General features: G+C 61.0%; 22 protein-coding genes. 18 read left to right on the forward strand and 4 right to left on the reverse strand.

Features of this window, described 5'->3' with window-relative positions:
- The first annotated feature begins 17 nt into the window (after positions 1-17).
- From ndk to ACTNFK_RS06900, 11 genes are all read left to right on the forward strand, one after another.
- Entirely contained in the window at positions 18-434 is a 417-nt protein-coding gene (ndk, locus tag ACTNFK_RS06850) for a nucleoside-diphosphate kinase (protein WP_435935767.1), read from the forward strand.
- A 122-nt stretch (positions 435-556) separates the two neighbouring features.
- Entirely contained in the window at positions 557-2,650 is a 2,094-nt protein-coding gene (gene uvrB, locus ACTNFK_RS06855) for an excinuclease ABC subunit UvrB (RefSeq protein WP_435935766.1), read from the forward strand.
- A 54-nt stretch (positions 2,651-2,704) separates the two neighbouring features.
- Complete coding sequence (gene uvrA, locus ACTNFK_RS06860) at positions 2,705-5,662, forward strand: excinuclease ABC subunit UvrA (RefSeq protein ID WP_435935765.1); 2,958 nt, start codon at positions 2,705-2,707, stop codon at positions 5,660-5,662.
- Between the two features lies 1 nt (position 5,663).
- Positions 5,664-7,622, forward strand: coding sequence for an excinuclease ABC subunit UvrC (gene uvrC, locus ACTNFK_RS06865; RefSeq protein WP_435935764.1), 1,959 nt, complete (start codon positions 5,664-5,666; stop codon positions 7,620-7,622).
- Positions 7,619-8,494, forward strand: coding sequence for an RNase adapter RapZ (gene rapZ / locus ACTNFK_RS06870; protein WP_433647142.1), 876 nt, complete (start codon positions 7,619-7,621; stop codon positions 8,492-8,494). Before uvrC ends, rapZ begins: the two co-directional genes overlap by 4 nt.
- Before the next feature lie 69 nt (positions 8,495-8,563).
- The gene (gene whiA, locus ACTNFK_RS06875) at positions 8,564-9,544 is read left to right on the forward strand and encodes a DNA-binding protein WhiA (protein WP_435935763.1); all 981 of its coding nucleotides are present in this window, start codon (positions 8,564-8,566) and stop codon (positions 9,542-9,544) included.
- Between the two features lie 147 nt (positions 9,545-9,691).
- Positions 9,692-10,315, forward strand: coding sequence for a superoxide dismutase (locus ACTNFK_RS06880; RefSeq protein ID WP_433647145.1), 624 nt, complete (start codon positions 9,692-9,694; stop codon positions 10,313-10,315).
- 112 nt (positions 10,316-10,427) lie between these two features.
- Positions 10,428-11,636, forward strand: coding sequence for a phosphoglycerate kinase (locus ACTNFK_RS06885; protein WP_435935986.1), 1,209 nt, complete (start codon positions 10,428-10,430; stop codon positions 11,634-11,636).
- Positions 11,633-12,430 carry a triose-phosphate isomerase gene (gene tpiA, locus ACTNFK_RS06890; protein ID WP_435935762.1) on the forward strand — a complete coding sequence of 266 codons (798 nt, stop codon included), beginning with the start codon at positions 11,633-11,635 and terminating at the stop codon, positions 12,428-12,430. Before ACTNFK_RS06885 ends, tpiA begins: the two co-directional genes overlap by 4 nt.
- A 75-nt stretch (positions 12,431-12,505) precedes the next feature.
- Complete coding sequence (gene secG / locus ACTNFK_RS06895) at positions 12,506-12,754, forward strand: preprotein translocase subunit SecG (RefSeq protein WP_433647149.1); 249 nt, start codon at positions 12,506-12,508, stop codon at positions 12,752-12,754.
- Positions 12,755-12,799: 45 nt separating this feature from the next.
- Complete coding sequence (locus tag ACTNFK_RS06900; protein ID WP_433647150.1) at positions 12,800-13,162, forward strand: RNA polymerase-binding protein RbpA; 363 nt, start codon at positions 12,800-12,802, stop codon at positions 13,160-13,162.
- Positions 13,163-13,222: 60 nt separating this feature from the next.
- Here ACTNFK_RS06900 and ACTNFK_RS06905 read toward each other — a convergent pair whose 3' ends face one another.
- Genes ACTNFK_RS06905 through tkt form a run of 3 tightly spaced genes read right to left on the reverse strand, consistent with a single transcriptional unit; the run spans position 13,223 to position 18,032 of the window.
- The gene (locus ACTNFK_RS06905; RefSeq protein ID WP_435935761.1) at positions 13,223-14,791 is read right to left on the reverse strand and encodes a phosphoglucose isomerase-related protein; all 1,569 of its coding nucleotides are present in this window, start codon (positions 14,789-14,791) and stop codon (positions 13,223-13,225) included.
- Positions 14,788-15,894: a transaldolase gene (tal, locus tag ACTNFK_RS06910; RefSeq protein WP_433647154.1), complete on the reverse strand. Its 1,107-nt coding sequence runs from the start codon at positions 15,892-15,894 to the stop codon at positions 14,788-14,790. Before tal ends, ACTNFK_RS06905 begins: the two co-directional genes overlap by 4 nt.
- A gap of 29 nt (positions 15,895-15,923) precedes the next feature.
- On the reverse strand, positions 15,924-18,032 hold the full coding sequence (tkt, locus tag ACTNFK_RS06915) for a transketolase (protein WP_433647156.1): 2,109 nt from the start codon (positions 18,030-18,032) through the stop codon (positions 15,924-15,926).
- 68 nt (positions 18,033-18,100) lie between these two features.
- Between tkt and ACTNFK_RS06920 the strand changes: the two genes are divergently transcribed.
- From ACTNFK_RS06920 to ACTNFK_RS06930, 3 genes are all read left to right on the forward strand, one after another.
- On the forward strand, positions 18,101-19,033 hold the full coding sequence (locus ACTNFK_RS06920; RefSeq protein ID WP_435935760.1) for a heme o synthase: 933 nt from the start codon (positions 18,101-18,103) through the stop codon (positions 19,031-19,033).
- 221 nt (positions 19,034-19,254) lie between these two features.
- Positions 19,255-19,611: a DUF485 domain-containing protein gene (locus ACTNFK_RS06925; RefSeq protein WP_435935759.1), complete on the forward strand. Its 357-nt coding sequence runs from the start codon at positions 19,255-19,257 to the stop codon at positions 19,609-19,611.
- Entirely contained in the window at positions 19,608-21,221 is a 1,614-nt protein-coding gene (locus ACTNFK_RS06930; RefSeq protein ID WP_433647162.1) for a monocarboxylic acid transporter, read from the forward strand. Before ACTNFK_RS06925 ends, ACTNFK_RS06930 begins: the two co-directional genes overlap by 4 nt.
- 45 nt (positions 21,222-21,266) lie before the next feature.
- Here the strand turns inward: ACTNFK_RS06930 and ACTNFK_RS06935 are convergent, their stop codons facing one another.
- On the reverse strand, positions 21,267-22,196 hold the full coding sequence (locus ACTNFK_RS06935; RefSeq protein ID WP_435935758.1) for a COX15/CtaA family protein: 930 nt from the start codon (positions 22,194-22,196) through the stop codon (positions 21,267-21,269).
- A gap of 263 nt (positions 22,197-22,459) precedes the next feature.
- Here ACTNFK_RS06935 and sufB point away from each other — a divergent pair, with 263 nt between their 5' ends.
- From sufB to sufC, 4 genes are read left to right on the forward strand one after another with little or no spacing between them, the layout of a single operon-like run.
- Positions 22,460-23,878 carry a Fe-S cluster assembly protein SufB gene (sufB, locus tag ACTNFK_RS06940; protein ID WP_433647166.1) on the forward strand — a complete coding sequence of 473 codons (1,419 nt, stop codon included), beginning with the start codon at positions 22,460-22,462 and terminating at the stop codon, positions 23,876-23,878.
- On the forward strand, positions 23,878-25,068 hold the full coding sequence (sufD, locus tag ACTNFK_RS06945) for a Fe-S cluster assembly protein SufD (protein WP_435935757.1): 1,191 nt from the start codon (positions 23,878-23,880) through the stop codon (positions 25,066-25,068). The genes sufB and sufD overlap by 1 nt, the downstream gene beginning before the upstream one ends.
- Complete coding sequence (locus tag ACTNFK_RS06950; protein WP_435935756.1) at positions 25,065-25,397, forward strand: non-heme iron oxygenase ferredoxin subunit; 333 nt, start codon at positions 25,065-25,067, stop codon at positions 25,395-25,397. The genes sufD and ACTNFK_RS06950 overlap by 4 nt, the downstream gene beginning before the upstream one ends.
- Positions 25,394-26,161 carry a Fe-S cluster assembly ATPase SufC gene (sufC, locus tag ACTNFK_RS06955; RefSeq protein ID WP_435935755.1) on the forward strand — a complete coding sequence of 256 codons (768 nt, stop codon included), beginning with the start codon at positions 25,394-25,396 and terminating at the stop codon, positions 26,159-26,161. The genes ACTNFK_RS06950 and sufC overlap by 4 nt, the downstream gene beginning before the upstream one ends.
- The last annotated feature ends 4 nt before the right edge of the window (positions 26,162-26,165 follow it).

Here is a 26,165-nt window from a genome sequence, read left to right on the forward strand (position 1 = left end):
GAAGCACAGGAGAGAACATGTCAGCAGAAGAGACCCTCATCTTGGTGAAGCCCGACGGCGTGGCACGCGGATTGACCGGAGAAATTCTGCGTCGCGTTGAATCCAAGGGCTACCGCCTCGTCGACATTCGACTCGTGACCGCTGACCGTTCCCTGCTCGCGGAGCACTATGCCGAGCACGAGGGAAAGCCATTTTTCGAGCCGTTGCTGGAATTCATGTCCTCCGGTCCGATCGTGGCGATTCGCGCCGAAGGTAATCGCGTAATCGAGGGCTTCCGCGCTCTCGCGGGTGCCACCGACCCGACAGTTGCCCTGCCCGGCACCATTCGCGGTGATCTTGGGCGTGATTGGGGCTTGAAGGTACAGCAGAACCTCGTACACGGTTCAGACTCCTCGCTCTCGGCCGAGCGGGAACTGAAGCTCTGGTTCAGCTGAAGCTGGCGAGCGCAGCTTGCGGGCCATCGACCCCAGTCGAACCGCGCTGATCTCCGCGCGTGCCTGCCCAGGCTTTTGGTATCAGTAACAACTTTGTCAGGGGTGCGGAGTAGCCTCGAAGCATGGAACCGACGCGCAGCGTGCGACCCTTTGAGGTCGTCAGTGACTACGAGCCGAGCGGCGATCAGCCACAGGCGATCGAAGAGCTCACCAAGCGAATCAACGCTGGCGAGACTGAGGTTGTCTTGCTGGGTGCAACCGGCACGGGAAAGTCTGCAACAACAGCATGGCTCATCGAGGCAGTACAACGGCCCACGCTGATTCTCGCGCACAACAAGACACTGGCGGCTCAACTCGCGAACGAATTCCGCGAGCTCATGCCAAACAATTCGGTGGAGTACTTCGTCTCCTACTACGACTACTACCAACCTGAGGCCTATGTGCCGCAGACCGACACCTTCATCGAGAAGGATTCCTCGGTAAACGCGGAGGTCGAACGGCTGCGACACTCGACGACGAACGCACTGCTCAGTCGGCGCGATGTGGTCGTGATTTCTACGGTGTCCTGCATCTATGGCCTCGGCAAACCAGAGGAATACTACGAGGCCATGGTGCCGCTCGTCGTCGGCGATCGGCTTGACCGAGATGTGCTGCTGCGTCGCTTCGTTGACATGCAGTATCAGCGCAACGACATTGAGTTCGTACGGGGCAACTTCAGGGTGCGTGGCGACACGGTCGAGATCATCCCGATGTATGAGGAATTGGCGATTCGTATCGAATTTTTTGGTGACGAGGTCGAGGCGCTGTACTACCTCCACCCGCTGACCGGGGAGGTCATCAAGCAGGTCGATACGGTGTCGGTCTTTCCAGGGTCACACTATGTGGCGAGCCGTGAGGTCATGAACCGTGCCATGGGCACGATCTCGGAAGAACTTGAGGTTCGTACTCGCGAGTTGAAGCAACAGAACAAACTCGTCGAAGAGCAGCGGCTGCGGATGCGCACCACATTTGACCTGGAAATGATGGAGCAGATTGGTTTCTGTTCGGGCATTGAGAACTACTCTCGGCACATCGACGGCCGCCAGCCAGGTGAGGCACCGCACTGCCTGCTCGATTATTTCCCTGACGATTTCCTGATGGTCATTGATGAGTCACACGTCACAGTTCCGCAGATCGGGGCGATGTACGAGGGTGATGCTTCGCGCAAACGAACCCTCGTGGACCACGGGTTTCGTCTCCCGAGCGCGCTCGACAACCGACCACTGAAATTTAGCGAATTCAAGGATCGAGTGGGGCAGACGGTCTACCTCTCGGCGACGCCTGCGGCCTATGAACTGGATCGTGCGGACGGCGTTGTCGAGCAAATCATCCGGCCGACCGGCCTGATCGATCCGGAGATCATTGTGAAACCCAGTGAGGGGCAAATCGACGATCTCCTCGAGGAGGTACGGATCCGAGCGGAGCGCGATGAGCGAGTGCTCGTGACGACGCTCACCAAGAAGATGGCGGAACAACTCACCACCTTTATGGAGGAAGCGGGAGTGCGAGTTCGATACCTGCACAGCGATGTCGACACGCTTCGCCGTGTCGAGCTCCTCACCGAACTCCGCGCTGGAGTCTATGACGTTCTCGTCGGAATCAACCTGCTCCGCGAGGGACTCGATCTTCCGGAGGTGTCACTCGTGTCGATTCTCGATGCCGACAAGGAGGGATTCCTCCGCTCGAGCACCTCGTTGATTCAGACGATTGGTCGCGCGGCGCGTAATGTGTCCGGCCAGGTTCACATGTACGCCGACAGAGTCACCAGGTCGATGCAGCAGGCCATCGATGAGACGAATCGGCGACGCGAAAAGCAGATCGCATACAACACACTGCACGGTGTCGATCCGCAGCCATTGCGGAAGAAAATCGGTGACATCACGGAACTCCTGAATCGGGAGGCGGCCGATACCGAGGCGGTGCTCGCATCTCGCGTCTCGCAACACGCGCAGAAAAAGGGCGGGGTATCTCCTCGCGTCAAGGGGCGAACCTCTTCGCGGCCGGGTGCCATCGCTGGCGAAGGCGCGGCGCAACTCGAGGGGTTGGTTTCGGATCTCACCGAGCAGATGCTCGCGGCGGCGGCAGAACTCAAGTTTGAACTCGCGGCCAGGCTGCGCGATGAAGTTGCCGAGCTGAAGAAGGAGTTGCGGAGCATGGATGCCGCGGGGCACCGCTAACCACAAATCGCACATATGTTCGAATCTCAGATGTGGCGGCGGTAAGATGGGGGAGTGACTGTGACCCCCGCCCAGGCCCCAATTCCCTCGCCCGAGACCCACGCGCACATCAGCGTGAAGGGTGCGAGGGTACACAACCTGAGAGATGTCGACCTCACGATTCCGAGGGATGCACTCGTGGTATTCACCGGGCTCTCGGGCTCGGGCAAGTCAAGCATGGCCTTCGACACCATCTTTGCGGAGGGTCAGCGGCGGTACGTCGAGAGCCTTTCCGCGTATGCTCGGCAATTTCTCGGGCAGGTCGACAGGCCTGACGTTGACTTCATCGAGGGGCTGAGCCCGGCGGTGAGTATCGACCAGAAGTCGACCAACCGCAATCCGCGATCAACTGTCGGCACGATCACCGAAATCTATGACTACATGCGGTTGTTGTGGGCTCGCATCGGCATTCCGCACTGCGCCGAGTGCGGCGAGCCGATTCGCGCACAGACAGTGCAACAGATCGCTGACACGCTGATGGAACTTCCTGACCGGACGCGATACCAAGTGCTTGCACCCGTCGTGAGCCAGAAGAAAGGCGAGTTCGTCGATCTGTTTCACGAGCTCGCGGCAACTGGGTATTCGCGCGCTATCGTCGACGGTGCAGTGGTGCAGTTGTCAGACCCCCCGAAGTTGAAGAAGCAGGTCAAGCACGACATTGCGGTGGTGGTGGATCGCCTCGTTGCGAGCCCGGATGGACTGGGGCGGCTCACCGATTCCTTGGAGACGGCTCTGAAGCTCGCGAGCGGCCTCGTGACCATCGACTTCGTCGATCTTGACGAAGGGGCCAAGGATCGGCGTCAGACATTCTCCGAGAACCTTAGCTGCCCGAATCGACATCCAGTGTCTCTCACCGAGATCGAGCCCCGCACGTTCTCGTTCAATGCACCCTTCGGTGCGTGCCCGGTCTGCTCGGGGCTTGGTACCAGCATGTCGGTCGATGAAGAACTCGTGCTGGGCGATGAGTCGCTGAGCATCGCGGAAGGCGTGATTGTTCCCTGGACAAGTCAGGGAAAAAGTCTCTACAACTACTACGAAAAACTCCTCAGAGGGCTCTCGCAAGATCTTGACTTCGATCTCAAGACTCCGTGGCAGGATTTGCCCGCGGAAGTGCGTGAAGCGGTACTTCACGGCAACGATTTCACGGTCAATGTGAAGTGGAAGAATCGTTTCGGCCGTGAGGTCAAGTACACCTCGGGGTTTGAGGGCGTGATCCCCTTCATCGAGCGTCAGTATGCGGAGGCCGAAAGTGACGGTCGGCGCGAGAGGTGGTCGGAATTCTTGCGGGAGGTGCCGTGCCACGCCTGCAACGGCCAGCGCCTGAAACCCGAGGTGCTCGCGGTGACCGTCAACGGCGAGTCAATCGCAGCGGTGGGAGAGTTCAGCCTCACTTCCGCACAGCGCTTCTTCAACGAGGTCGTGCTCACGGAGCGCGAGGCCAAGATCGCCGCGCAGGTGCTTCGAGAGATTCGATTGCGCTTCAACTTCCTCATTGAGGTCGGGCTCGGCTATCTCACGCTCGCGCGATCCGCGGGCACCCTGTCCGGCGGCGAGGCACAGCGCATCCGTCTCGCCACGCAGATCGGCTCGGGGCTCACGGGCGTGCTGTATGTTCTCGACGAGCCAAGTATTGGTCTGCATCAACGTGACAACCGCAGGCTCATCGAGACCCTGATCAAGCTGCGAGATCTCGGCAACACGCTGATCGTCGTTGAGCACGACGAGGAGACCATCGAGGCGGCCGACTGGGTGGTCGATATTGGCCCCGGGGCCGGAGTCGAGGGAGGCACCGTCGTACACTCGGGCAACTATGCGTCCCTGCTTGAAAACACCGACTCGATCACGGCCGACTATCTCGTGGGCCGCCGAGCCATCGAGACTCCCAGGAAGCGCAGGAAGCCCGAGAAGGGCCGAGAGCTGAAGGTGATCGGTGCTCGTTCGAACAACCTGAAGGGTGTCGATGCGACGTTCCCGCTGGGCATCATGACCGCGGTGACCGGCGTGAGTGGATCAGGAAAGTCCACGCTTGTGAACGACATCCTGTACCGGGTGCTCGCCTCGCAACTCAACGGGGCGCGGACGGTTCCCGGTAAGCACACGCGTATCACCGGAATCGAGCATCTCGACAAGGTGGTGCACGTCGATCAGGCACCTATTGGCCGCACCCCCCGCTCGAATCCCGCAACCTATACGGGGGTGTTCGATAAGATCCGCAATCTGTTTGCAGATACTCCCGAGGCAAAGACTCGCGGGTACCTCGCCGGCCGATTCAGCTTTAACGTCAAGGGTGGAAGGTGTGAGGCCTGCTCGGGCGACGGCACGCTGAAGATCGAGATGAACTTCCTGCCCGATGTATACGTGGCCTGCGAGGTGTGTGGGGGTAAACGGTACAACCGGGAAACCCTGCAGGTGCGCTACAAGGGCAAGAACATCAGTGAGGTGCTCGAGATGCCGATCGCAGAAGCGTCGGAGTTCTTTGAGCCTATTTCGAGCATCCATCGGTATCTCAAGACCCTCGTCGATGTCGGGCTGGGGTACGTGCGCCTGGGGCAGGCCGCGACCACCCTTTCCGGAGGTGAGGCGCAACGAGTAAAGCTGGCCACCGAACTCCAAAAGCGTTCAAATGGCCGAACCATTTACGTGCTGGATGAACCGACCACCGGCCTGCACTTTGAAGACGTGCGGAAGCTGCTGCTCGTGCTCAACGGCCTGGTTGACAAGGGCAACACCGTCATCACCATTGAGCACAATCTCGATGTCATTCGGAGCGCGGACTGGGTGATTGACTTGGGCCCCGAAGGCGGCTCGGGCGGCGGAAGCATCTTGGCGACGGGTACCCCCGAACAGATTGCGAAGACACCCGGCAGCCATACGGGCGAGTTCCTGGCCGAGGTGCTCACGGGACGTGGTGACAAGTCTTCTGAGGCAGGAAGGTCACACGCGGCGGCGGCGAAGGCCCGGATACAGGTCTAGAGTGACGGAGATTGTGGATCGCCGAGCGGATTTTCGCCCGGCAAACGGCGAGATCCCCACCGCCCCTGGGGTCTACCGATTCAGTGATCGACACGGGCGTGTGCTGTATATCGGCAAGGCGAAGAACCTGAGGGCCAGGCTCGCCAACTACTTCCAGCCGCTGCATTCGATTCAACCCCGCACGCGAAGAATGCTCGCATTGGCTGCGCGACTGGACTGGACGGTCGTCGCGACCGATACCGAGTCGTTGGTGCTCGAGCACACCTGGATCACTGAGTTCAAGCCTCCGTTCAACGTCCAGTTTCGAGACGACAAGACTTACCCTTATCTCGCCGTCACCCTGCGCGACGAGGCACCTCGGCTACTCATCACGCGCAACGAAAAGATCAGGGGCGCGCGCTACTTTGGGCCCTATCCCAAGGTGTGGGCTCTCAAAGAGACCACGGCGTTGCTGCACCAGGCGTTTCCCATCCGCACCTGTAACGAGGCGGATTACCGGCGCGCGATGCAGTCGGGAAAGCCATGTCTCGCGGGTCAGATCGGCCGGTGTCACGGCCCATGCTCTGGGCTCATCAGCATCGAGGAACATCGCACCCGCGTGGGTGATCTCGTCACGTTTCTCGCGGGAGGCGACACCTCTCACCTGCGACGACTGAGAACCGAGATGCGCGATGCCGCCGCGGAACAACGATATGAGGATGCTGCGAGGCTGCGAGATCAGGCCGCGGCGGTCGAGCACGTGTTGGAGCGGAACTCGGTGTCGCTCAGCCACGACGTGGATGCCGATGTGTTTGGGTTTCGCGCAGACGAACTTTCTGCCGCGGCTCACCAGTTCATCGTGCGTGGCGGCCGCATCCGTGGCGAACGTAGCTGGATCGTTGACGTTGAGCTCGACGATTCCCCGGGAACGCTGCTCGAGCAGGTCATCCAATCCGCCTACGAGGGGGAGCGTGAACCGCCGCCGCAAATTTTGGTCCCCCTCCTCTCCGAAGGTGTCGGGGCCCTCGAGGAGGCACTTCGTTCCAGGCGGCCACGGGGTGGACGCGTGCGCGTGCAGGTGCCGGAACGCGGCGATAAGGCGCAGCTGATGGATCGCGCGACCCTGAACGCGGGGGAGAACCTGGTGCGCCACAAGCTGAAGCGTTCTGCCGATATCACGGCAAGAACCGACGCTCTCGCTGAGTTGCAGCGCTCCCTCGAGATGCAGGAGCCCCCGCTGCGCATTGAGTGCATCGATGTCTCGCACCTGCAGGGCACTGGCGTGGTGGCCTCCCTGGTTGTGTTTGAGGATGGCCTGCCCGCGAAGGGTGCCTATCGGAAGTATCGAATTGAGCAGACCCGAGACGACACCGATTCCATCTACCAAGTGGTTTCTCGACGTGCTGCCCAACTCAACGCTGCCGCAGAGTGTGATCAGCTGCCCTCGGGCCGATACCGGGAGCGGCCGCAGCTGCTGATCGTCGACGGAGGGCAGCCCCAGGTCACGGCCGCACACCGTGCGCTGAAAGAGGCGAACATCACTGACATCGCTCTCGTCGGCGTCGCCAAGCGGCTTGAGGAACTGTGGCTGCCCGATGATCCTTTCCCGGTCATTCTGCCGAGAACCAGTGAGGGACTCTTCCTCGTGCAACGCGTGCGAGACGAAGCGCACCGCTTTGCGATCACGTTTCAGCGTCAGCGGCGCAGCACGGCGATTGCGAGCACGCTCGCGGAGATCCCGGGTCTTGGCCCGAAACGAGTGCAGGCGCTCCTCCGACACTTTGGTTCGGTTGCGAGGCTGAAGGCCGCCTCGGTCGTTGAAATTGGTAGCGCCCCGGGCGTGGGGCCGCAACTGGCTGAGCAGATCCACCGCCACATGCATGGCTCGGCTTCTGAAGCTGCGGCGGTCAGCGCAAGCGGAAGTGCGGCTAAGCTAGAGGTTGCATCCGAGCAGCGGCAAACCGAGGAGATCGAACGGTGAACGAGCAGTCAGCGGATCAGGAAATCCTGATCGTCACCGGCATGTCGGGGGCTGGGCGAAGCACCGTTGCAAACGCGCTAGAAGACCTCGGCTGGTACGTCGTCGATAACCTCCCTCTGCCCATGCTGAAGCCGCTCGCCGACATGGCGGATCGCTCCGGCGGAGCATTGCCGCGCATCGTGGCCGTGGTTGACGTGCGCGGACGGGACTTGTTCGCTGATGTCCAGGAGACGGTAGCTAACCTTCGTGAAAACGCGAAAGTACGCGTCGTGTTTCTCGATGCCACCGACGAGGTCCTGGTGCGGCGCTATGAGTCTGTGCGTCGCCCGCACCCGCTGCAGGCAGAGGGCAGTCTCCTCGACGGTATTCGTCTCGAACGCGAACGACTGCAGGAGTTGCGCGCCTCAAGCGACGTCGTCATTGACACCTCACGCTACAACGTGCACGATCTCTCAACCGCCACTCGCGAACTCTTCTCCGACGACGATACCCCTGGTTTGCAGCTGTCTGTGCAGAGCTTCGGTTTCAAATACGGCACCCCGACCGACGTCGATCTCATGGCAGACATGCGTTTTCTGCCGAACCCGTTCTGGGAGACCGAATTGCGCCCGCTCACCGGAGTTGATGCGGATGTCAAGGAGTACGTGCTCAGCCGCGAGGGTGCGGCAGAATTTCTTGAGCATTATGTGGCAGCATTGCAGCCAGTGCTCGCGGGTTATCAGCGCGAGAACAAACGTCACGTCTCACTTGCAGTAGGCTGCACGGGCGGCAAACACCGCTCTGTAGCAATGGCGCGTGAACTTGCCGATCGCCTTGCCGCGCTTCCAGGCGTGAGCGTCAGCCTGCGCCACCGAGATCTCGGGCGCGAGTAAGTACCGCCTGACGGCCGTCCGCCGTCAGCTGCAGAATTCTTTCTACACTCTTCTTTGAGAGGATCCAGAGTGCCTTCAACCCCCGATGTCAAGAACGAGCTCGTTCGCGTGCCTGCACAGCAGACCGGCGAGCGGATCGCGGAACTCGCGACCGTGCTCAGACTCGCAGGGGGCCTGCACACCATCTCTGGCCGGATTGCGTTGGAGGCCGAGTTGCACACCCCGGCAATCGTGCAGCGGGTACGAAAGGATCTCGCTGAGATCTACGGGGTGCGTTCCGATGCCAAACAATTGCCTGCAGCAAACACGCGTCCGGGCGCTCCGCAATTCGTGGTTCGGGTGCTGGATGGGGAGACGCTCGCTCGCCAGCTCGGATTGCTCGACCAGCGTCGCCGACCCATCCGCGGGTTGCCGAATCGACTCACAACAGGCTCACCCGGTGAGCTTGCCGCAATGTGGCGTGGCGCCTTTCTGGCCCGTGGATCCGTCACACCTCCGGGCCGTTCAGCGAGCCTCGAGATCATCTGCCCGACCAACGAAACCGCCATGGCGCTGGTCGGTGCGGCAGGCAGAATTGGAGTCGCCACGAAGAACCGGGAGATTCGCGGGCAGCATAAGGTGCTGATTCGAGACGGCGAGGCAATCGGAGAGATGCTGGGTGCCATGGGGGCCGTCGAGTCTCAGGCCGATTGGGAAGATCTCCGCAAAGCGAGAGAAACCCGAAATACGGCCAACCGACTCGTCAATTTTGATGACGCGAACCTCCGCCGCAGTGCGCAGGCTTCGGTCGCGGCGTGCGCCAGAGTCGAACGGGCCCTGGAGATCCTGGGCGAGGATATTCCGGATCACCTGAAGTATGCGGGCGCGTTGCGTATGGCGCACCGTGATGCAAGTCTGGACGAGCTCGGAAACCGCGCAGATCCGCCCCTCACCAAGGACGCGATTGCGGGTCGAATCCGTCGACTGCTTGCGATGGCAGACAAAGAAGCCGAGGTTCGCGGGATACCCGGGACTGATGCGAATCTGCCGGACGAACTCGATCGGCTGTAGTCGATTTATTGTGAAAAGATTCACAGACTGATCCCTGTGGACTCACCGTTCGCTGTGGGCGAGAACCGGGCAATTCCCCCGGCGATTGAACCCAGCCCGGGCATAGACTAGTCGGAGGACTTCGACGCGATTCTGGAGGAACGCCACATGACTGCATATACACTCCCCGAACTTCCCTACGACTACGCCGCACTCGAACCGCACATCAGTGGCAAGATCATGCAGCTGCACCATGACAAGCATCACCAGGCATACGTGACCGGTGCGAACACCGCGCTGCAGCAGCTCGCTGAGGCTCGCGATGCCGACAATCTCGCAGCGGTGAACAAGCTCGAGAAAGACCTCGCCTTCAACGTCGGTGGCCACGTCAACCACACCATTTTCTGGAACAACCTCTCGCCAGAGGGTGGCGAGCGCCCCGAGGGCGAACTGGCCGCAGCAATTGACGAGTACTTTGGCTCCTTCGAGAAGTTCCAAGCCCACTTCACGGCGACCGCCATGGGTGTGCAGGGCTCAGGTTGGTCCGTCTTGGCCTGGGACGCGCTGGGTCAGCGTGCCAACATCGTGCAGCTGTTCGATCAGCAGGGCAACCTGCCCGCCGGCACCATCCCCCTCCTCATGCTTGACGTGTGGGAGCACGCGTACTACCTCGACTACCTGAATGTGCGTGCGGACTACGTGAAGGCATTCTGGAACATCGCCAACTGGCAGGATGTCGCGAAGCGCTTCGAGGCTGCCCGCAGCCAGAGCGCTGGCCTGATCCAGCTGTAACCGTCGGGCGGGCTGACCCTCCTGGGTCGGCCCGCTTTCTGCGTTTGCACAGTTCACCGCCAGGGCCACGCGTGAGCGCAAGAGTTCGGGCACGATCCATCACCAGAGGAGCATTCCCATGCGCACACTCGAGACCCTCGGCTCGCTTCGCTCACAGACGGTCATCGTTCGCTGCGATCTGAACGTCCCACTCTCGGACGGAGTCATCACCGACGACGGTCGGATACGCGCCTCCCTGTCGACGATTCGCGAGCTCCGATCCGCTGGTGCCCGAGTGGTACTCGTGAGCCACCTGGGTCGACCGGCTGGCGTTCCCGAAGCGAAATTCTCGCTGCGCCCTGTCGCGCTTCGCATGTCGGAGCTGCTCCAAGCGCCGGTCGCCTTCGTGGGCGAGACGGTCGGACCTGAGGCCATTTCGGCCCGGTCGGCGCTCGCTGATGGGGACGTACTGCTGCTTGAGAACCTCCGCTTTAATGCGGGCGAAACAAGCAAAGTTGCCGCCGAGCGAGAGGCCTTTGCAGCCGCTCTGGCTGAGGGCGCGAGTGCCTTTGTCTCCGACGGTTTCGGTGTGGTTCATCGCCGACAGGCGAGCGTAACGGAACTGGCAGAAATGCTTCCGAGTGCTGCGGGACGGCTGGTTATGACAGAACTCGAGGTGCTCAAGCGCCTGACGGTTGATCCGGAGCGTCCCTATGCGGTGGTCTTGGGCGGCTCGAAAGTTTCCGACAAGTTGGGCGTGATCGCGCATCTGTTGGATCGTGTGGACACCCTGCTGATTGGCGGGGGAATGCTCTTTACCTTTTTGGCTGCTCAGGGGCACGCGGTTGGGTCCAGCCTGCTTGAGGAAGACCAGCTCGAGACCGTGCGTGGCTACCTGGCTGAAGCGGAACGACGTGGTGTGCGTATCGTTTTGCCTACCGACGTTGTTGTTGCCGAGGAGTTCGCGCCTGATGCCGCCCACGAGATCGTCGCTGCCGACGCGATCGAGTCGAGCAGCTTCGGTTCGGCTGGAATCGGACTGGATATCGGGCCGGAATCCGCTGCCGCATTTGCCCGAATCATTGCAGAATCGAAAACGGTGTTCTGGAACGGGCCGATGGGTGTGTTTGAGATGCCAGCTTTCGCCGAAGGAACACGCACGGTTGCGCGTGCGCTCACCGAAACGTCAGGATTCACCGTTGTGGGTGGAGGTGACTCCGCGGCAGCCGTGCGAGCCTTGGGCTTTGCAGACAGCGATTTCGGTCATATCTCTACGGGTGGGGGAGCGAGTCTCGAGTATCTCGAGGGGAAGATCCTTCCCGGGCTGGAGGTGCTCGCATGAGCGCGGCCACCACTCGGGTTCCCCTAATCGCTGGGAACTGGAAGATGAATCTCGATCATCTGCAGGCAATCGCCCTCGTGCAGAAGCTCTCGTGGAGTCTGAAGGACATCAAGCACGATTTCGGCTCCGTTGAGGTTGCCGTATTTCCGCCGTTTACCGATCTCCGTTCCGTGCAAACTCTCGTCGCCGCTGACAAGCTCGCGTTGCGCCTCGGAGCGCAGGATGTTTCACCGAACGCGGCCGGAGCCTTCACGGGTGATGTCGCTGCCTCATTCCTGAAGAAGCTTGAGGTCGAGTATGTTCTCGTAGGTCATTCTGAACGACGCCTCGGCCACGGAGAAGGTGGCGACCTCGTCGCGCGCAAAGCACAAGCGGTGCATGCTGCGGGTATGGTCCCCGTGATCTGCGTCGGAGAGACTGCTGACGATCTCGCCGAACACGGGGCGGCCTCCGTGCCGGTGCAGCAACTATCAGAAGCGCTCACTGAGTTACCGTCGGGGGCAGAGTTCGTGGTCGCGTACGAGCCCGTGTGGGCGATCGGAAGTGGCGAAGCCGCGAGCCCCGAGCAGGCTGAAGAAGTGTGCCGCGCCCTGCGCGCCAACATCGCCGAGTTGCGCGATGAGGGCATTGCAGACCGGACTCGGATCCTGTACGGAGGCTCCGTTACGAGCCTCAATATCGCATCCTTCCTTCGGCAGCCGAATATCGATGGGGCACTTGTGGGAGGAGCGAGCCTCGATGCCACAGAGTTTTCTCGCATCGTTCAATACAAGAAGCACGTTACTGGCGCGTAAGCCGACGGCTTCTCAGTACAGACCCGGTATACTAAACGCTGGCCCTCTCCGCCCGAAACCCGTGAAAGGCATTCTGTGCTCATTCTGAAGATCGCATTGATCGTCATCTTGGTGATCACGAGCCTGCTGCTCACTCTGTTCATCCTGCTGCACAAGGGTCGCGGCGGCGGCCTCTCCGACATGTTCGGTGGCGGAGTCACTTCCGGGCTGGGTTCCTCTGGCGTGGCCGAGCGCAATCTCAATCGCATCACGGTTGCCGTCTCGCTGGTATGGTTCGCCACAATCATCGGGCTCGGCCTGATCGCACGTTTTTCGGTGGTCTAACACCCGCCACATGGTTCCGGGCGAAAGCCCACAGAAAGGTTGAGTGTGTCTGGTAGCAGCGCAATTCGCGGCGCCCGCGTCGGGTCAGGCCCGATGGGCGAAAAGGATCACGGCTCGCGTGCTGAGCGGGTCACAGTTTCATATTGGGATGCTTTGGGTAACGAAACGGTGCGGCACTTCGCGGCAGACGTTTCCGAGGAAGAGATCCCGGATCAGATTGACTCGCCGCACAGTGGTCTTCCCGCTGGCCGCGATCAGCAGAACCCGCCCGAGATCTCAAAGAACGAGCCGTACAAGACGCATCTCGCATATGTGAAAGAGCGTCGCACGCCGGAAGAGGCCGAGGAACTTCTCGAGCAGGCGCTGCAGAAGCTTCGCGAGCGCCGGGGTTCCATCCCGGTCTCCTAACAACCCGGTCCCCGTCCCAAGAAATGCGACGGCGCGAACTTCGTCGAAGCCCTCTCAGCGTCAGCGCGAGAGGGCTTCGACCATTCCTGCGACGCTTGTGCGGAGAGACAAGGTCGTCATCGTCAGCACCGTTCGCCCGTGCGCGCGAAGAACTTCCTGGTCGCCGCGTGCCTGTGAACGAAGTACCTCACCGAACGAAGCCGGGCTGCCGGGTATCGGCAGGTCGACAACCTCGGCGTCGGCAATCTGCAGAAACGTGCCGAGCTTGGGACCGCCCTTATGGAACTGCCCGGTCGAGTGGAGATAGCGCGGCCCAAATCCCACGGCGACTGGGACCGCAAGGCTTCGCTCCAACTCCGAGCGAAGTGTCTCAAGCATGCGCATCGTCTCCGGATCTCGATCAAGAAACGCCTGAATTACCACATAGCCGTTTACAGGAACAGCTTGACGCAACTCCTCAGTCAGATGAGCGGGGGAGTGCTGCGCTTGCTCTGCGATGGCCGGGCCCTCCGCCTCCGCAAGCGCGCGCCGAGCGGCGATCTTCGCAGACTCAACATCAGGTTGCGAGAAGGGGTCGATGTTCATGAGATAACCGAGCAGCGCAGTCGCTACCTCCCACAGGTAGAACTGTGAGCCGAGGTCGCCGGTCACACCGATCTCATCGTTTGTGACGGTGTGTCCGACTGCAACTCCGCTCACCCGCACAATCGTGGTGCACGCCGGTACAGTTTCCGAAACCTCTGGAGCATCCGGAGCCAGGCTGATGGGGAGCACGCCCTTCCCCTCCTTCCCGGTGGACTCAGCGACAAGTTGCTCGATCCAGTCTCCGAGCCCCCACCGTGTACTCGGGTTTTCTGCAATCGCCAGCACGTACCGGTCGGGCAGCTGTCCAAACACACGCGCAGCGAGTCGAACCGCGGGATTCTCCGGGTCGTCAGCGGCGAGCATCACGCGCACGGCGGCAGCTTGCTGCATGACGATCCCTATGTCGACTCCCGCCAACACGGTGGGAACGATTCCAAACGCGGTGAGTACCGAGAAACGACCGCCCACGTTTGGGTCTGCGAGGAAGAGTCGATATCCCGCGGACCTGGCGTAGCTTTCTAGGGCGGATCCGGGATCGGTGACGACAACGATGCGCTCGGCCGCGGGGATGCCCAATTCGAGAAATGCCTGTTCGAACGCGGCGAGGTGACTGCGTGTTTCGACAGTCGTGCCTGACTTTGAACTCACGACGACGACGGTGCGTTCGAGATCATTTGCAAGCACTCGTCGCACGGTGCTCGGGTGTGTCGAGTCGAGGAGTGTCAGAGGAACCCCGGCCCAGCGAGCGATGACCTCCGGTCCGAGGCTTGATCCCCCCATCCCGCAGAGAACGACTCGGTCGATACCCTGGGTCTGTAGGGAGTCTCGAAGTTCACTTGCCTCGCGTATCAACTCGGTCGCCTGAGGAAAAGGATCTACCCAGCCCAGTCGAATGGAGGCCTCAGGTTCGGCGGCAGCGCCCCAGAGGGAGGCATCGCCCGCAAACAGTCGACTGCTGACCCGAGCGTCGATGAGATCGCGTATGGCGGCCTGGGCAGAGGGGCTGTCGGTGTCACACTCGACGCTCAGACGGATGTCGCTCATCCCTGATGCCCCAGGCTCGCGCGCACCGAGTCGACGAGCTCGTTCCAGGAGGTTTCGAACTTCGTGAGGCCCTCGGCTTCGAGAAGTTCGGTGACCTCCCGATACTCGATACCGAGGGCATCGATTGAGTTCAATACCTGATCAGCTTCGCGATAACCACCGGTGATTTGGTCACCTTGTTCCTCGCCGTGGTCGGCAAACGCCTGCAGGGTGAGCTCAGGCATCGTGTTCACCACGCCGGGCGCGACGAGCTCCGTCACATACAGGGTGTCGGGCAACGACGGGTCTTTCACACCTGTTGAGGCCCACAGCAAACGCTGCGCGTGTGCCCCCTGAGACAGCAGTAGCTGCGCGCGTTCGCTCGCGAAGGACTGCTCGAAGATCTCGTAGGCGAGACGTGCGTTTGCCACTGCGGCCATCCCGGTGAGTGCCAAAGCCTCATCGGTGCCGATCTCACGGAGTCGTCGATCTACCTCGGTGTCGAGTCGAGACACAAAAAACGAGGCAACTGAGTGGATCTTGCTCAAGTCAAGCCCTGCTGCACGAGCGCGTTCGAGACCCAGCAAGTAGGCATTGATGACCTCCCGGTATCGGGAGATGCTAAAGATGAGGGTGACATTCACGCTGATGCCGGCTGCGATGGTGTCGGTGATCGCGGAGAGGCCTTCGGTGGTACCGGGAATCTTGATCATCGCGTTCGGCCTATCCACACGCATCCAGAGCTCGTGAGCGCGTGCCCTCGTGGCTGCAGCATCTCGCGCCAAAGCGGGTTCCACCTCTATCGAGACTCGGCCGTCACGGCCTTCGGTGTTCTCGAAGATCGTCGCGAATAGATCGCAGGCATCCGCTACGTCGGCGGTGGTGAGCTCAGTCACGGTCTCGTCGGCGCTGAGACCCCGGGCCCCGCAGGCCGCGATCCTTTCGCCATAGCTTGAACCAGAACCAATCGCCTGCGCGAAGATCGTGGGGTTGGTGGTAACACCGACCACATCGTGGGTCTGCATGAGCCCGACGAGGTTGCCGCTCTCGATCCGTTCCCGTGAGAGGTCGTCGAGCCAGATACTCACTCCGGCTTCACTCAACCGAGATGTGCGCGGATTCATATGTTTCTTCCCCTATTGAGGTTGGGTGGTCAACTGGCGAGGGAGTCACGGGCGGCGGTGGCCACTGCCTCCGCAGTGAACCCAAACTCACGGAAAAGCGTCTCGTAGTCGGCCGACGCTCCATAGTGCTCGATGGAAACGGAGCGACCGCGATCGCCGACGTACTCGCGCCAGCCGAGTGCGATTCCCGCCTCCACGCTGACCCGGGCGGTGACCGCTGCCGGCAGAACGCTTTCGCGATATTCGGGTGACTGCTCAGCAAACCACTCGAGGCAGGGAGCAGACACCACGCGGGCACCGATGCTCTCGCTCGCGAGCTGTTCGCGGGCAGCGATGGCGAGCTGCACCTCTGATCCGGTGGCAATGAGAATCACGTCAAGACTGTCGGTGGGGGACTCTGCGAGCACGTAGGCACCCATACGCGCACCCTCGGCGGCGGCGAACGTGTTGCCGCTCGCCGCCCCAGTGCCGCGCGCAAACACGGGTACATTCTGGCGCGTGAGCGCGAGGCCCACGGGGCCTGCCTGACGGCTCAGAGTCTCGTGCCAGACGATCGATACCTCGTTCGCATCCGCCGGTCGTACGATCGCAAGGTTCGGGATCGCGCGCAGGGATGCCAGATGCTCGATGGGCTGATGCGTGGGACCGTCCTCACCGAGGGCGATGCTGTCATGCGTCCAGACGAAGATGCTGGGCACGTTCATCAAGGCAGCGAGTCTCACCGCGGGGCGCATGTAGTCGGCGAATTGCAGGAAGGTACCCCCGTAGCTGCGGGTCTTTCCGTGTAGCTGAATGCCGTTGAGGATCGCGGCCATCGCGTGCTCGCGAATGCCAAAGTGCAGCACGCGCCCGTAGGGATCGCCGCTCCACGAGTTGGTCGAGTGGTGCGCGGGAACGAACGATGCCGCCCCCGAGATGGTGGTGTTATTCGACCCAGCAAGGTCTGCCGAACCACCCCACAGCTCAGGCAGCACGGGGGCGAGAGCGTTGATCACCTTCCCGCTCGCAGCACGCGTCGCCACGCTCGTGCCCGCTTCGAAGCTCGGGAGCGCGGTGAGAGCCTCGTCGGGGAGGTGCCCTGATTCGAGGCGATCAAACAACGTCTTGCGCTCGGGGTGTGCACTGGCCCAGCGATCAAAATCGGCCTGCCAGTGGGCACGGGCGGCAGCGCCACGATCCACCGCGCCGCGGGCATGCGCAAGAACCTCCGGGTCAACCGCAAAGTGCACCTCGGGGTCAAATCCCAAAGCCTCTTTGAGTGCCACGAGCTCTGCTGCGCCCAGAGCGGAGCCGTGGATGCCACCCGTGTTCTGCTTCCCGGGGGACGGCCAACCAATAATGGTCTTCAGGATGATCAGTGACGGACGTGTGGTCTCGGCCTTGGCCGACTCGATCGCCGCGTGGAGTTCACCCAGGTCTTCGACGTACGCTCCGCTCTTCTTCCAGTCGACCTCGATGACCTGCCATCCGTAGGCCTCGTAGCGTTTCGCGACGTCCTCCGAGAAGGAGATGTCGGTGTCGTCCTCAATCGAGATCTGGTTGCTGTCATAGATCGCAATGAGGTTGCCCAGCTCTTGGTGCCCCGCGAGGGATCCCGCTTCGCTCGTGACTCCCTCTTGCAAATCTCCGTCGCCTGCAATGACGTAGGTGAAGTGATCAAAGGGGCTCGTGCCGGGAGCTGCGTCCGGGTCGAAGAGCCCGCGCTCGAAACGCTGGGCGTAGGCAAATCCAACCGCTGATGCAAGCCCCTGGCCGAGCGGGCCGGTCGTGATCTCGACACCCGCAGTGTGACCGTACTCAGGGTGACCCGGGGTCTTCGATCCCCAGGTGCGAAGAGCCTGAATGTCTTCGATCTCGAGTCCGTAGCCACCGAGGTACAGCTGGACGTATTGGGTCAGCGAACTGTGACCCACCGACAGGATGAATCGGTCGCGGCCGACCCAGGTCGGATCGCTCGGGTCGTGACGCATCACCTTCTGATGCAGCAGATACGCCACCGGGGCGAGACTGATCGCAGTGCCCGGATGACCGTTACCCACCCGCTCGACGGCATCTGCCGCCAGCACTCGGGCGGTGTCTACCGCACGGTCGTCCAGCTCATTCCACTGCAGTTGGTGTGCCAATGCCCAGCCTCTCATAAACGATGGGTGCGTGCCGAATTGCACCTGAAGCAAGCCTACAGCGCGGGCCGGTACCATAGAGGGCGATGTCAACGAGAACCGTGAGCACAGGCACCCCGGAAACCAGGCGCACACCTGGAGGATTTTGGCGACGGGTCAAGGCCTACGTCGCTCTCACCAAACCGCGTGTCATGGAGCTCCTGCTCGTGGTCACCGTTCCGGCGATGATACTCGCAGAGCGAGGCCTGCCCAATCTGTGGCTCGTGATCGCGACATTGATTGGCGGTGCGATGAGCGCCGGTTCGGCGGGGTCGTTCAACTGCTACCTCGACCGCGACATGGATCGCAAGATGAACCGCACCAAGAACCGACCGTTGGTTACCGGGGAAATTTCCGACCGAAACGCACTCGTGTTTTCATGGGTGCTCGGTGCCATCTCCGTGGGTTGGTTGTGGATCACCACCAACTGGCTTGCAGCAGTTCTGAGTGCTGCGGCGATCTTCTTTTACGTCGTCGTCTACACACTCTTGCTGAAGCGACACAGTGAGCAGAACATCATTTGGGGCGGTATCGCTGGATGTTTTCCGGTCTTGATTGGCTGGGCCGCGGTTACCGGCTCTCTTGACTGGCCTGCCTGGGTGTTCTTTTTGATCATCTTCCTTTGGACACCGCCTCACTACTGGCCACTCTCGATGAAATACCGCGAAGACTACGCGACCGCAGGTGTGCCGATGTTGGGTGTCGTGCGCGGACGAATCACGGTGGGGTTGCAGATCATTCTCTACACCTGGGCAACAGTGGCCTCAAGCCTGCTGCTCATCCCTGTCGCCCAGATGGGGTGGGTGTACATGATTGCCTCGGTCACAGCTGGAGCGTACTTCATCATTGAGGCACACCGCCTATACGGGAGCGCGATACGGGGCCGAGAAGGAAGGCCGATGCGCGTGTTCCATGGCTCGATTAGTTATCTCTCGATCATCTCTATTGCCATCGCGGTAGATGCGCTGCTCCCGATCTAAGAGGCAGTAGAACTTCAGCAAGGCGGACTCTCCAATCTGGGGAGGTCGCCTTGTTGTGTTTCTTGTCTTGGTTCACCCAGAGTCGCAGGTTCTGATCCTCGCAAATAACTCACCTGACACCAATTCCAAAATATATCTTGACATTGGAGAAATATATTTAGAGACTTCCAGAGTCCGGTTCGCGAATGAGACGGGCTGGCATTTCACGACAAGGAGGTAGTATGAGCAACGAAGCTCAATCATCGATTGATTACGAAGAATTCCGACGTACCCCGGAATTCCAGCAGCTGAAACGCCGCTATCGCGGCTTCGTGTTCCCGCTCACGGCCGCCTTCATGGTCTGGTTTCTCGGGTATGTTGCGCTGGCAGCGTTTGCACACGATTTCATGGCAATACCCGTCCCGGGATTTGTCAATCTTGGGATGCTCCTTGGGCTGTTGCAGTTCGTCTCAACGTTTGTGATCACGATGTGGTACGTCCGCTTCGCAAACAAGAAGCTCGATCCACTGACGACCGACCTACGTGCCGAGCTCGAGAGTCGCGATGCCACATCGACCACTGAGGAGGGCCAGCTATGACTTCCTTCTTCATGCAAGAGGGTGGTGCTGAACAGAATCCCGTCCTCAACATCTCAATCTTCCTCGCATTTGTTGCTGTCACTATGGTGATCGTCATTCGCGCCAGCCGCACGAACAAGAGCGCTGCCGACTTTTACGCGGGCGGCCGCTCCTTCACCGGCCGCCAGAACGGCATCGCCATCGCGGGCGACTATCTCTCCGCGGCCTCATTTCTCGGGATTTGTGGCGCCATCGCAATGAATGGGTACGACGGATTTCTGTACTCGATCGGATTCCTCGTGGCGTGGCTCGTGGCCCTGCTCCTCGTAGCCGAGCTCATGCGCAACACCGCGAAGTTCACCATGGCCGACGTGCTCTCGTTCCGTCTCCAGCAACGCCCGGTGCGCATGGCGGCGGCACTCACGACCCTGGCTGTCTCATTCTTCTACCTATTGGCTCAGATGGCAGGGGCCGGTGGCCTGGTCTCGCTCCTGCTCGGCCTCAACGATCAGCTGGGTCAGTCTCTGGTGATCGTCGTCGTGGGCGTGGTGATGATCCTGTACGTGCTGATCGGCGGTATGAAAGGCACGACTTGGGTGCAGATCATCAAGGCGGTTCTCTTGATCTCCGGCGCTGGAGTTATGACTGTGTGGGTGCTCGCACTCAATGGATTCAACTTCGGCGCACTCCTGGATGCTGCAGTGAACAACCCGGAAAACGCAAATGGTGCGGCCATCCTCGTTCCGGGGTTGCAGTATGGTTCGAACCCGTTTGACTTCGTGTCGCTCGCGCTCGCGCTCGTGCTCGGCACGGCGGGCCTGCCACACGTGCTCATGCGCTTCTACACGGTGCCCACGGCAAAGGAAGCCCGTCGATCCGTGGTGTGGGCGATCTGGTTGATCGGTATCTTCTACCTTTTCACGCTCGTGCTTGGCTTTGGCGCGGGCGCAATGGTTGGCCCAGAAACAATTGCTGCGGCACCCGGTGGGCAGAACTCTGCTGCGCCGCTGTTGGCACTCGAACTCGGTGGGCCGTTGCTGTTGGGCTTCATCTCAGCCGTCGCGTTCGCAACGATCCTGGCTGTGGTGGCCGGGCTGACGATCACGGCATCGGCATCGTTCGCCCACGACATCTATGCGAGTGTCATTAAGAAGGGTAAAGCCTCGCCAAAGCAAGAGGTGAAGGTCGCTCGAATCACCACCCTGGTCATTGGTGCGGCCGCGATCCTGGGTGGGATTGGGGTGCAGGGTCAGAACGTCGCGTTCCTCGTTGCGCTCGCGTTTGCTGTCGCTGCGAGTGCGAACCTGCCGACCATTCTCTTTTCATTGTTCTGGAGTAAGTTCACGACTCGCGGTGCCGTCTGGAGCATGATCGGTGGCCTCGTGACCGCAGTCGGTCTGATTGCACTGTCGCCAGTCGTGTCAGGGAATGAGACGGCCATGCTCGGTGCGGGGATCGACTTCGCCATCTTCCCACTGAAGAACCCAGGTATCGTCTCGATACCTGTGGGATTCTTCCTCGCGTGGTTGGGCTCGGTCACCGAGCGACGTGCGGAGTCAAGCAAGCTCGCTGCCGAGATGGAGGTGCGCGCGCTCACTGGGTTCGGTGCGGAACCCCCGGTGAAGCACTAACCGGTCGCGGTGCCCGCTGACCGATTCGGTCAGCGGGCACCGCGCTTAGTTGACCGAGTCCTCAGCCGACCTCCGCTTCAGGCGAAGAATGACGACCGTCTGTGCCGCGGCCGCGAGCGAAGCAAGCACCATGTGCACCCCCACGGCAAATGCGGGCAAACCGTTGCGGGCTTGATAGATACCCACCAGCACCTGTATCGCGACGACCAGCAGCAGGGCAACGAGCCAGGCCTTCGGCCGCAGGCCCCGGAGGATGGCCCAGATCACCAGGGACAGGGTCAGCGCGGTGAGCGCGTACCCGGGCCAGGCGTGAACGTGCGAGAGCCAGACAGCATCGAATCCGTTGCGGCCGACAGCCGAGTCTCCCGAGTGCGGGCCAGCGCCAGTTGTCAGAACGCCCACGAAGACGGTCAGTGCAAGCACCAGGCTGTTGACGTGGGTGAGGATAGCAAAGCCTCGCGGCACGATCAGCTCGCGCGGACCGGGTACCTCCCGCATTCTGACGAGGAAGGCGGCGGCCACACAGACAAGAACGAGTGATGCCACGTAGTGGAACCCAACGATGAGTGGGTTGAGATCCGTGAGTACGGTGATCCCTCCGACCACAGCTTGCGCCACGATCCCGATCAAGATCACTGCGGCCAGAGTGAAAAGGTCTCGGCGCTTCCGACGGATCCGCCAGACGAGGAGAAATACCAGCACCGCAAGGATGCCCAGCACTCCGGTGAGTGTCCGGTTGCCAAACTCGATGATCCCGTGGATCCCCATCTCCTCAGTCGGGACGAGCGACTCGGGGGTGCACAGCGGCCACGTGGGGCACCCCAGCCCGGAACCGGTGAGCCGCACTGCTCCGCCCGTGGCGATAATGCCAACGTTTGCCACGAATGATGCCCACGCAAGCGTCGGAAGGAACCGGGGGAGAGCGGGTCTCGCCCCGGGAGCGGCTGCGCTGCGCGTGTGGCTCACTGTGGACACTGCGGTTTCCTTTCGAAAGGGAGCTACCTTCGCTCAGAGCGCAACGACTCCGCCTGCGGATTCACATGCGGGTGAAGTACCATGGGAAGCTGAGCTTACGAACGGTGATCCGGCCTCGCTGTGGAGTGCACAGTCGGTCGGATCCGTCCGAAGCCCAGACTACTGCACCGTTGCAGGGAACCAGGTGGATGCCCCACCCCGCAAAACTGACATTGTCGGTGCAGTGCACGGTTCCCGAAACGAGACGATCGAGGGATGGAACGATGCCAGACGTGCTGATTGAACGGCCCGAGCTCGACAGCTTGGGAGTATATGAATTTGGCTGGCATGACAAAGACGAGGCCGGTGCTGTTGCTCAGCGTGGGCTCAGTGAAGCTGTTGTGCGCAATATTTCTGGCCTGAAAAACGAGCCTGAATGGATGTTGGAGCGCCGTTTGAAGGCGCTGCAGATTTTCGGCCGCAAGCCGATGCCGACCTGGGGAGCCGACCTCAGCGCGATTGACTTCGACAACATCAAGTACTTTGTGCGATCCACCGAACAGCAGGCCACCAGCTGGGAAGAATTGCCGGAGGAAATCAAGAACACGTACGAGCGTCTGGGCATCCCCGAGGCAGAACGCCAGCGTTTGGTTGCCGGAGTCGCCGCACAGTACGAGTCTGAGGTTGTCTATCATCAGATTCGGGAAGATCTCGAACAGCAGGGAGTGCTCTTCCTCGACACGGATACCGCGTTACGCGAGCATCCCGAGATCTTCAAGGAGTATTTCGGCACCGTGATTCCGTCCGGCGACAACAAATTTGCCGCTCTGAATACCGCGGTGTGGTCGGGTGGTTCCTTCGTCTACGTACCCAAGGGCGTACACGTTGAGATTCCGTTGCAGGCATATTTCCGTATCAACACGGAAAACATGGGCCAGTTTGAGCGCACCCTCATCATCGCCGACGAGGACAGCTACATCCACTACATCGAGGGCTGCACCGCGCCGATCTACAAGAGCGACTCGTTGCACTCGGCGGTCGTTGAGATCATCGTGAAGAAGAACGCCCGGGTGCGCTACACCACGATTCAGAACTGGTCGACGAATGTCTACAACCTGGTGACCAAGCGCGCGGTGGCAGAAGAAGGCGCCACTATGGAATGGGTCGACGGCAACATCGGTTCGAAGGTCACGATGAAGTACCCTTCGATTTACCTCACCGGTGAGCACGCAAAGGGAGAGACGCTCTCCGTCGCATTCGCGGGCCCCGGTCAGCACCAGGATGCCGGAGCCAAGATGATTCACATGGCCCCGCACACCAAGTCGTCGATTCTTTCAAAGTCAATTGCACGAGGGGGCGGCCGAACCGGCTATCGCGGCGAGGTGCGGATCGACGCGTCCGCGCACCACGCGGCCAACTCCGTGGTGTGTGACGCGCTGCTCGTCGACACGATTTCGCGAAGCGATACGTACCCGGCGATCGATATTCGCACCGATGATGCCGAGCTTGGACACGAAGCGACCGTGTCGCGCGTGAGTGAAGACCAGCTGTTCTACCTCATGAGTCGCGGGCTGGAAGAGGCCGAGGCGATGGCGATGATCGTGCGCGGCTTCATCGAGCCGATTGCCCGCGAGCTGCCGATGGAATATGCACTTGAACTGAACAAGCTCATCGAGATGGGCATGGAAGGATCCGTCGGATAATGACCGAAGCTGTAGCCACGAGAGAATCCGTTCAACACGGTTTCGTCGCCCACTCCGATGGGGGCCTCGACAAAAAGGTACCGGTACAGACCCGGTCTGAACGATTCACCTCAACCGATGTCTCCGACTTTCCCGTCGTCACCGGCCGAGAGGCAGTCTGGAAGTTCGCACCCGTCGCGAAGCTCGCTGCCCTGTTGAACGGTGAGCTTGATGGATCGCGAATCCCGCTCGCGGTCACCAATGCCACGGGTGCATCGAGCGAGTGGATCGGGCGTGACGATGCTCGCATCGGTCGCGCTGGGGCCCCGGAAGAGCGAGCCGCCGCCGCCGCGTGGTCGGCCTTCTCCGAGGCCCACCTCATCACCGTGTCGAGCGAAGAAGCGGTGACCACTCTGGTCACTCGGTCAGAGCTCGGAACAGTCCCGCGTGCCGCGCACACCGTTATCGAGGCGAAGGCCCACGCCCGCGGGCTCGTGATCCTCGAGAACCGTGGTGCGGCGACGATCTCAGAGAACGTAGAGATCGTCGTGGGCGACGGTGCCGATCTCACCGTTGTGAGTATCCAGCAATGGTCTGAGGATGCCCAGCACCTAGCAAGCCATTACGCGACGGTCGGTCGAGATGCTTCGCTGAAGCACATCGTGGTCTCACTGGGTGGCGCCATCGTGCGCGTGAACCCCACGATTCACTTGGATTCGCAGGGTGCCAATGGTGAAGCATACGGCGCGTACTTTGCCGACGCAGGGCAGCACCTGGAGCAGCAGGTCTACCTCGACCACAATGCCCCCAACACACGCAGCCGCGTCAACTACAAGGGCGCGCTGCAGGGCCAGGGTGCACGAACCGTGTGGATCGGCGATGTGCTTATTCGCCGGAACGCCAGCGGCACCGACTCATACGAGCAGAACCGCAACCTTACGCTCACTGAAGGCACCCGAGCGGATTCCATCCCGAACCTCGAGATCGAGACTGGCGAAATTGAGGGTGCAGGCCACGCAAGTGCCACAGGCCGATTCGATGACGAGCACATTTTTTACCTGCAGAGCCGAGGCATCTCCGCCCAAGAGGCGCGGAAGCTCGTCGTGCGGGGATTCTTGCTTGAGGTCATCGGCCAGATCGGCAATGCCGAGACTGAAGAGCGACTGCAGACTGCCATCGAGGATGAGCTCGCGGAGGCAGCACACTCGTGACCAGGCAGAAAGCTCTCGCACTTAGCGACTTGACACAGGATCAGGCAGTGCGTGTCGTGATTGACGATGTTCCCATCGCCGTCGTGCTCGACGCGCAGGGAGAGGTGCACGCCATAGGCGATACCTGCTCTCATGGCCAGATCAGCCTCGCCGAAGGATTCGTTGAAGGCGATACCCTGGAATGTTGGGCTCACGGCTCTGCATTTTCACTCCGCACGGGTCAGCCCCAGAACCTCCCGGCCTACGAACCGGTTCCCGTGTATGCCGTCGAAATCGAAGACGGCGACGTATACATTGACCCCACAGTTATGAAAGAGATCTCCGCATGAGCTCCGTACTTGAAATCAAGGATCTGCACGTTAGTGTCGACACCGAACAAGGCCCCATTGAAATTCTGAAGGGCGTGAACCTGACGATTCGTCAGGGCGAGACCCACGCGATCATGGGCCCGAACGGCTCCGGCAAATCGACCCTGGCATACGCGATCGCAGGCCACCCGCGATACGAAGTCACTCGCGGTTCGATTCTTCTCGACGGCGTCGAGGTCACAGAAATGGAAGTAGACGAGCGCGCGCGCGCCGGTCTGTTCCTCGCAATGCAGTACCCGGTCGAGATTCCGGGTGTGACGAACGCTAACTTCTTGCGTACGGCCAAGACTGCGATTGCGGGAGAGGCCCCCGCGATCCGCACCTGGATGAAAGATGTGAAGGCCGCGATGGAGGATCTGCGCATGGATTCCTCCTTTGCCGGGCGCAACGTGAACGAAGGCTTCTCGGGCGGCGAAAAGAAGCGCAACGAGATCCTGCAGCTCGAACTGCTGAAGCCGCGGTTCGCCGTGCTAGACGAGACCGACTCTGGTCTTGATGTCGACGCGTTGAAGGTGGTCTCGGAGGGTGTGAACCGTGCGAAGGAGAGCACTGACCTTGGGGTGCTTCTCATCACGCACTACACGCGTATCCTTCGGTACATCAAGCCAGACTTCGTCCACGTCTTCGTTGACGGCCGCGTTGCTGAGCAGGGTGGACCCGAGCTCGCCGATCGACTCGAGTCGGAGGGCTATGATCGTTTTCTGCCCGAAGCCGTTGAGGCCTAGGCAG

The organism is Leucobacter fengyongliangi (assembly GCF_052386045.1).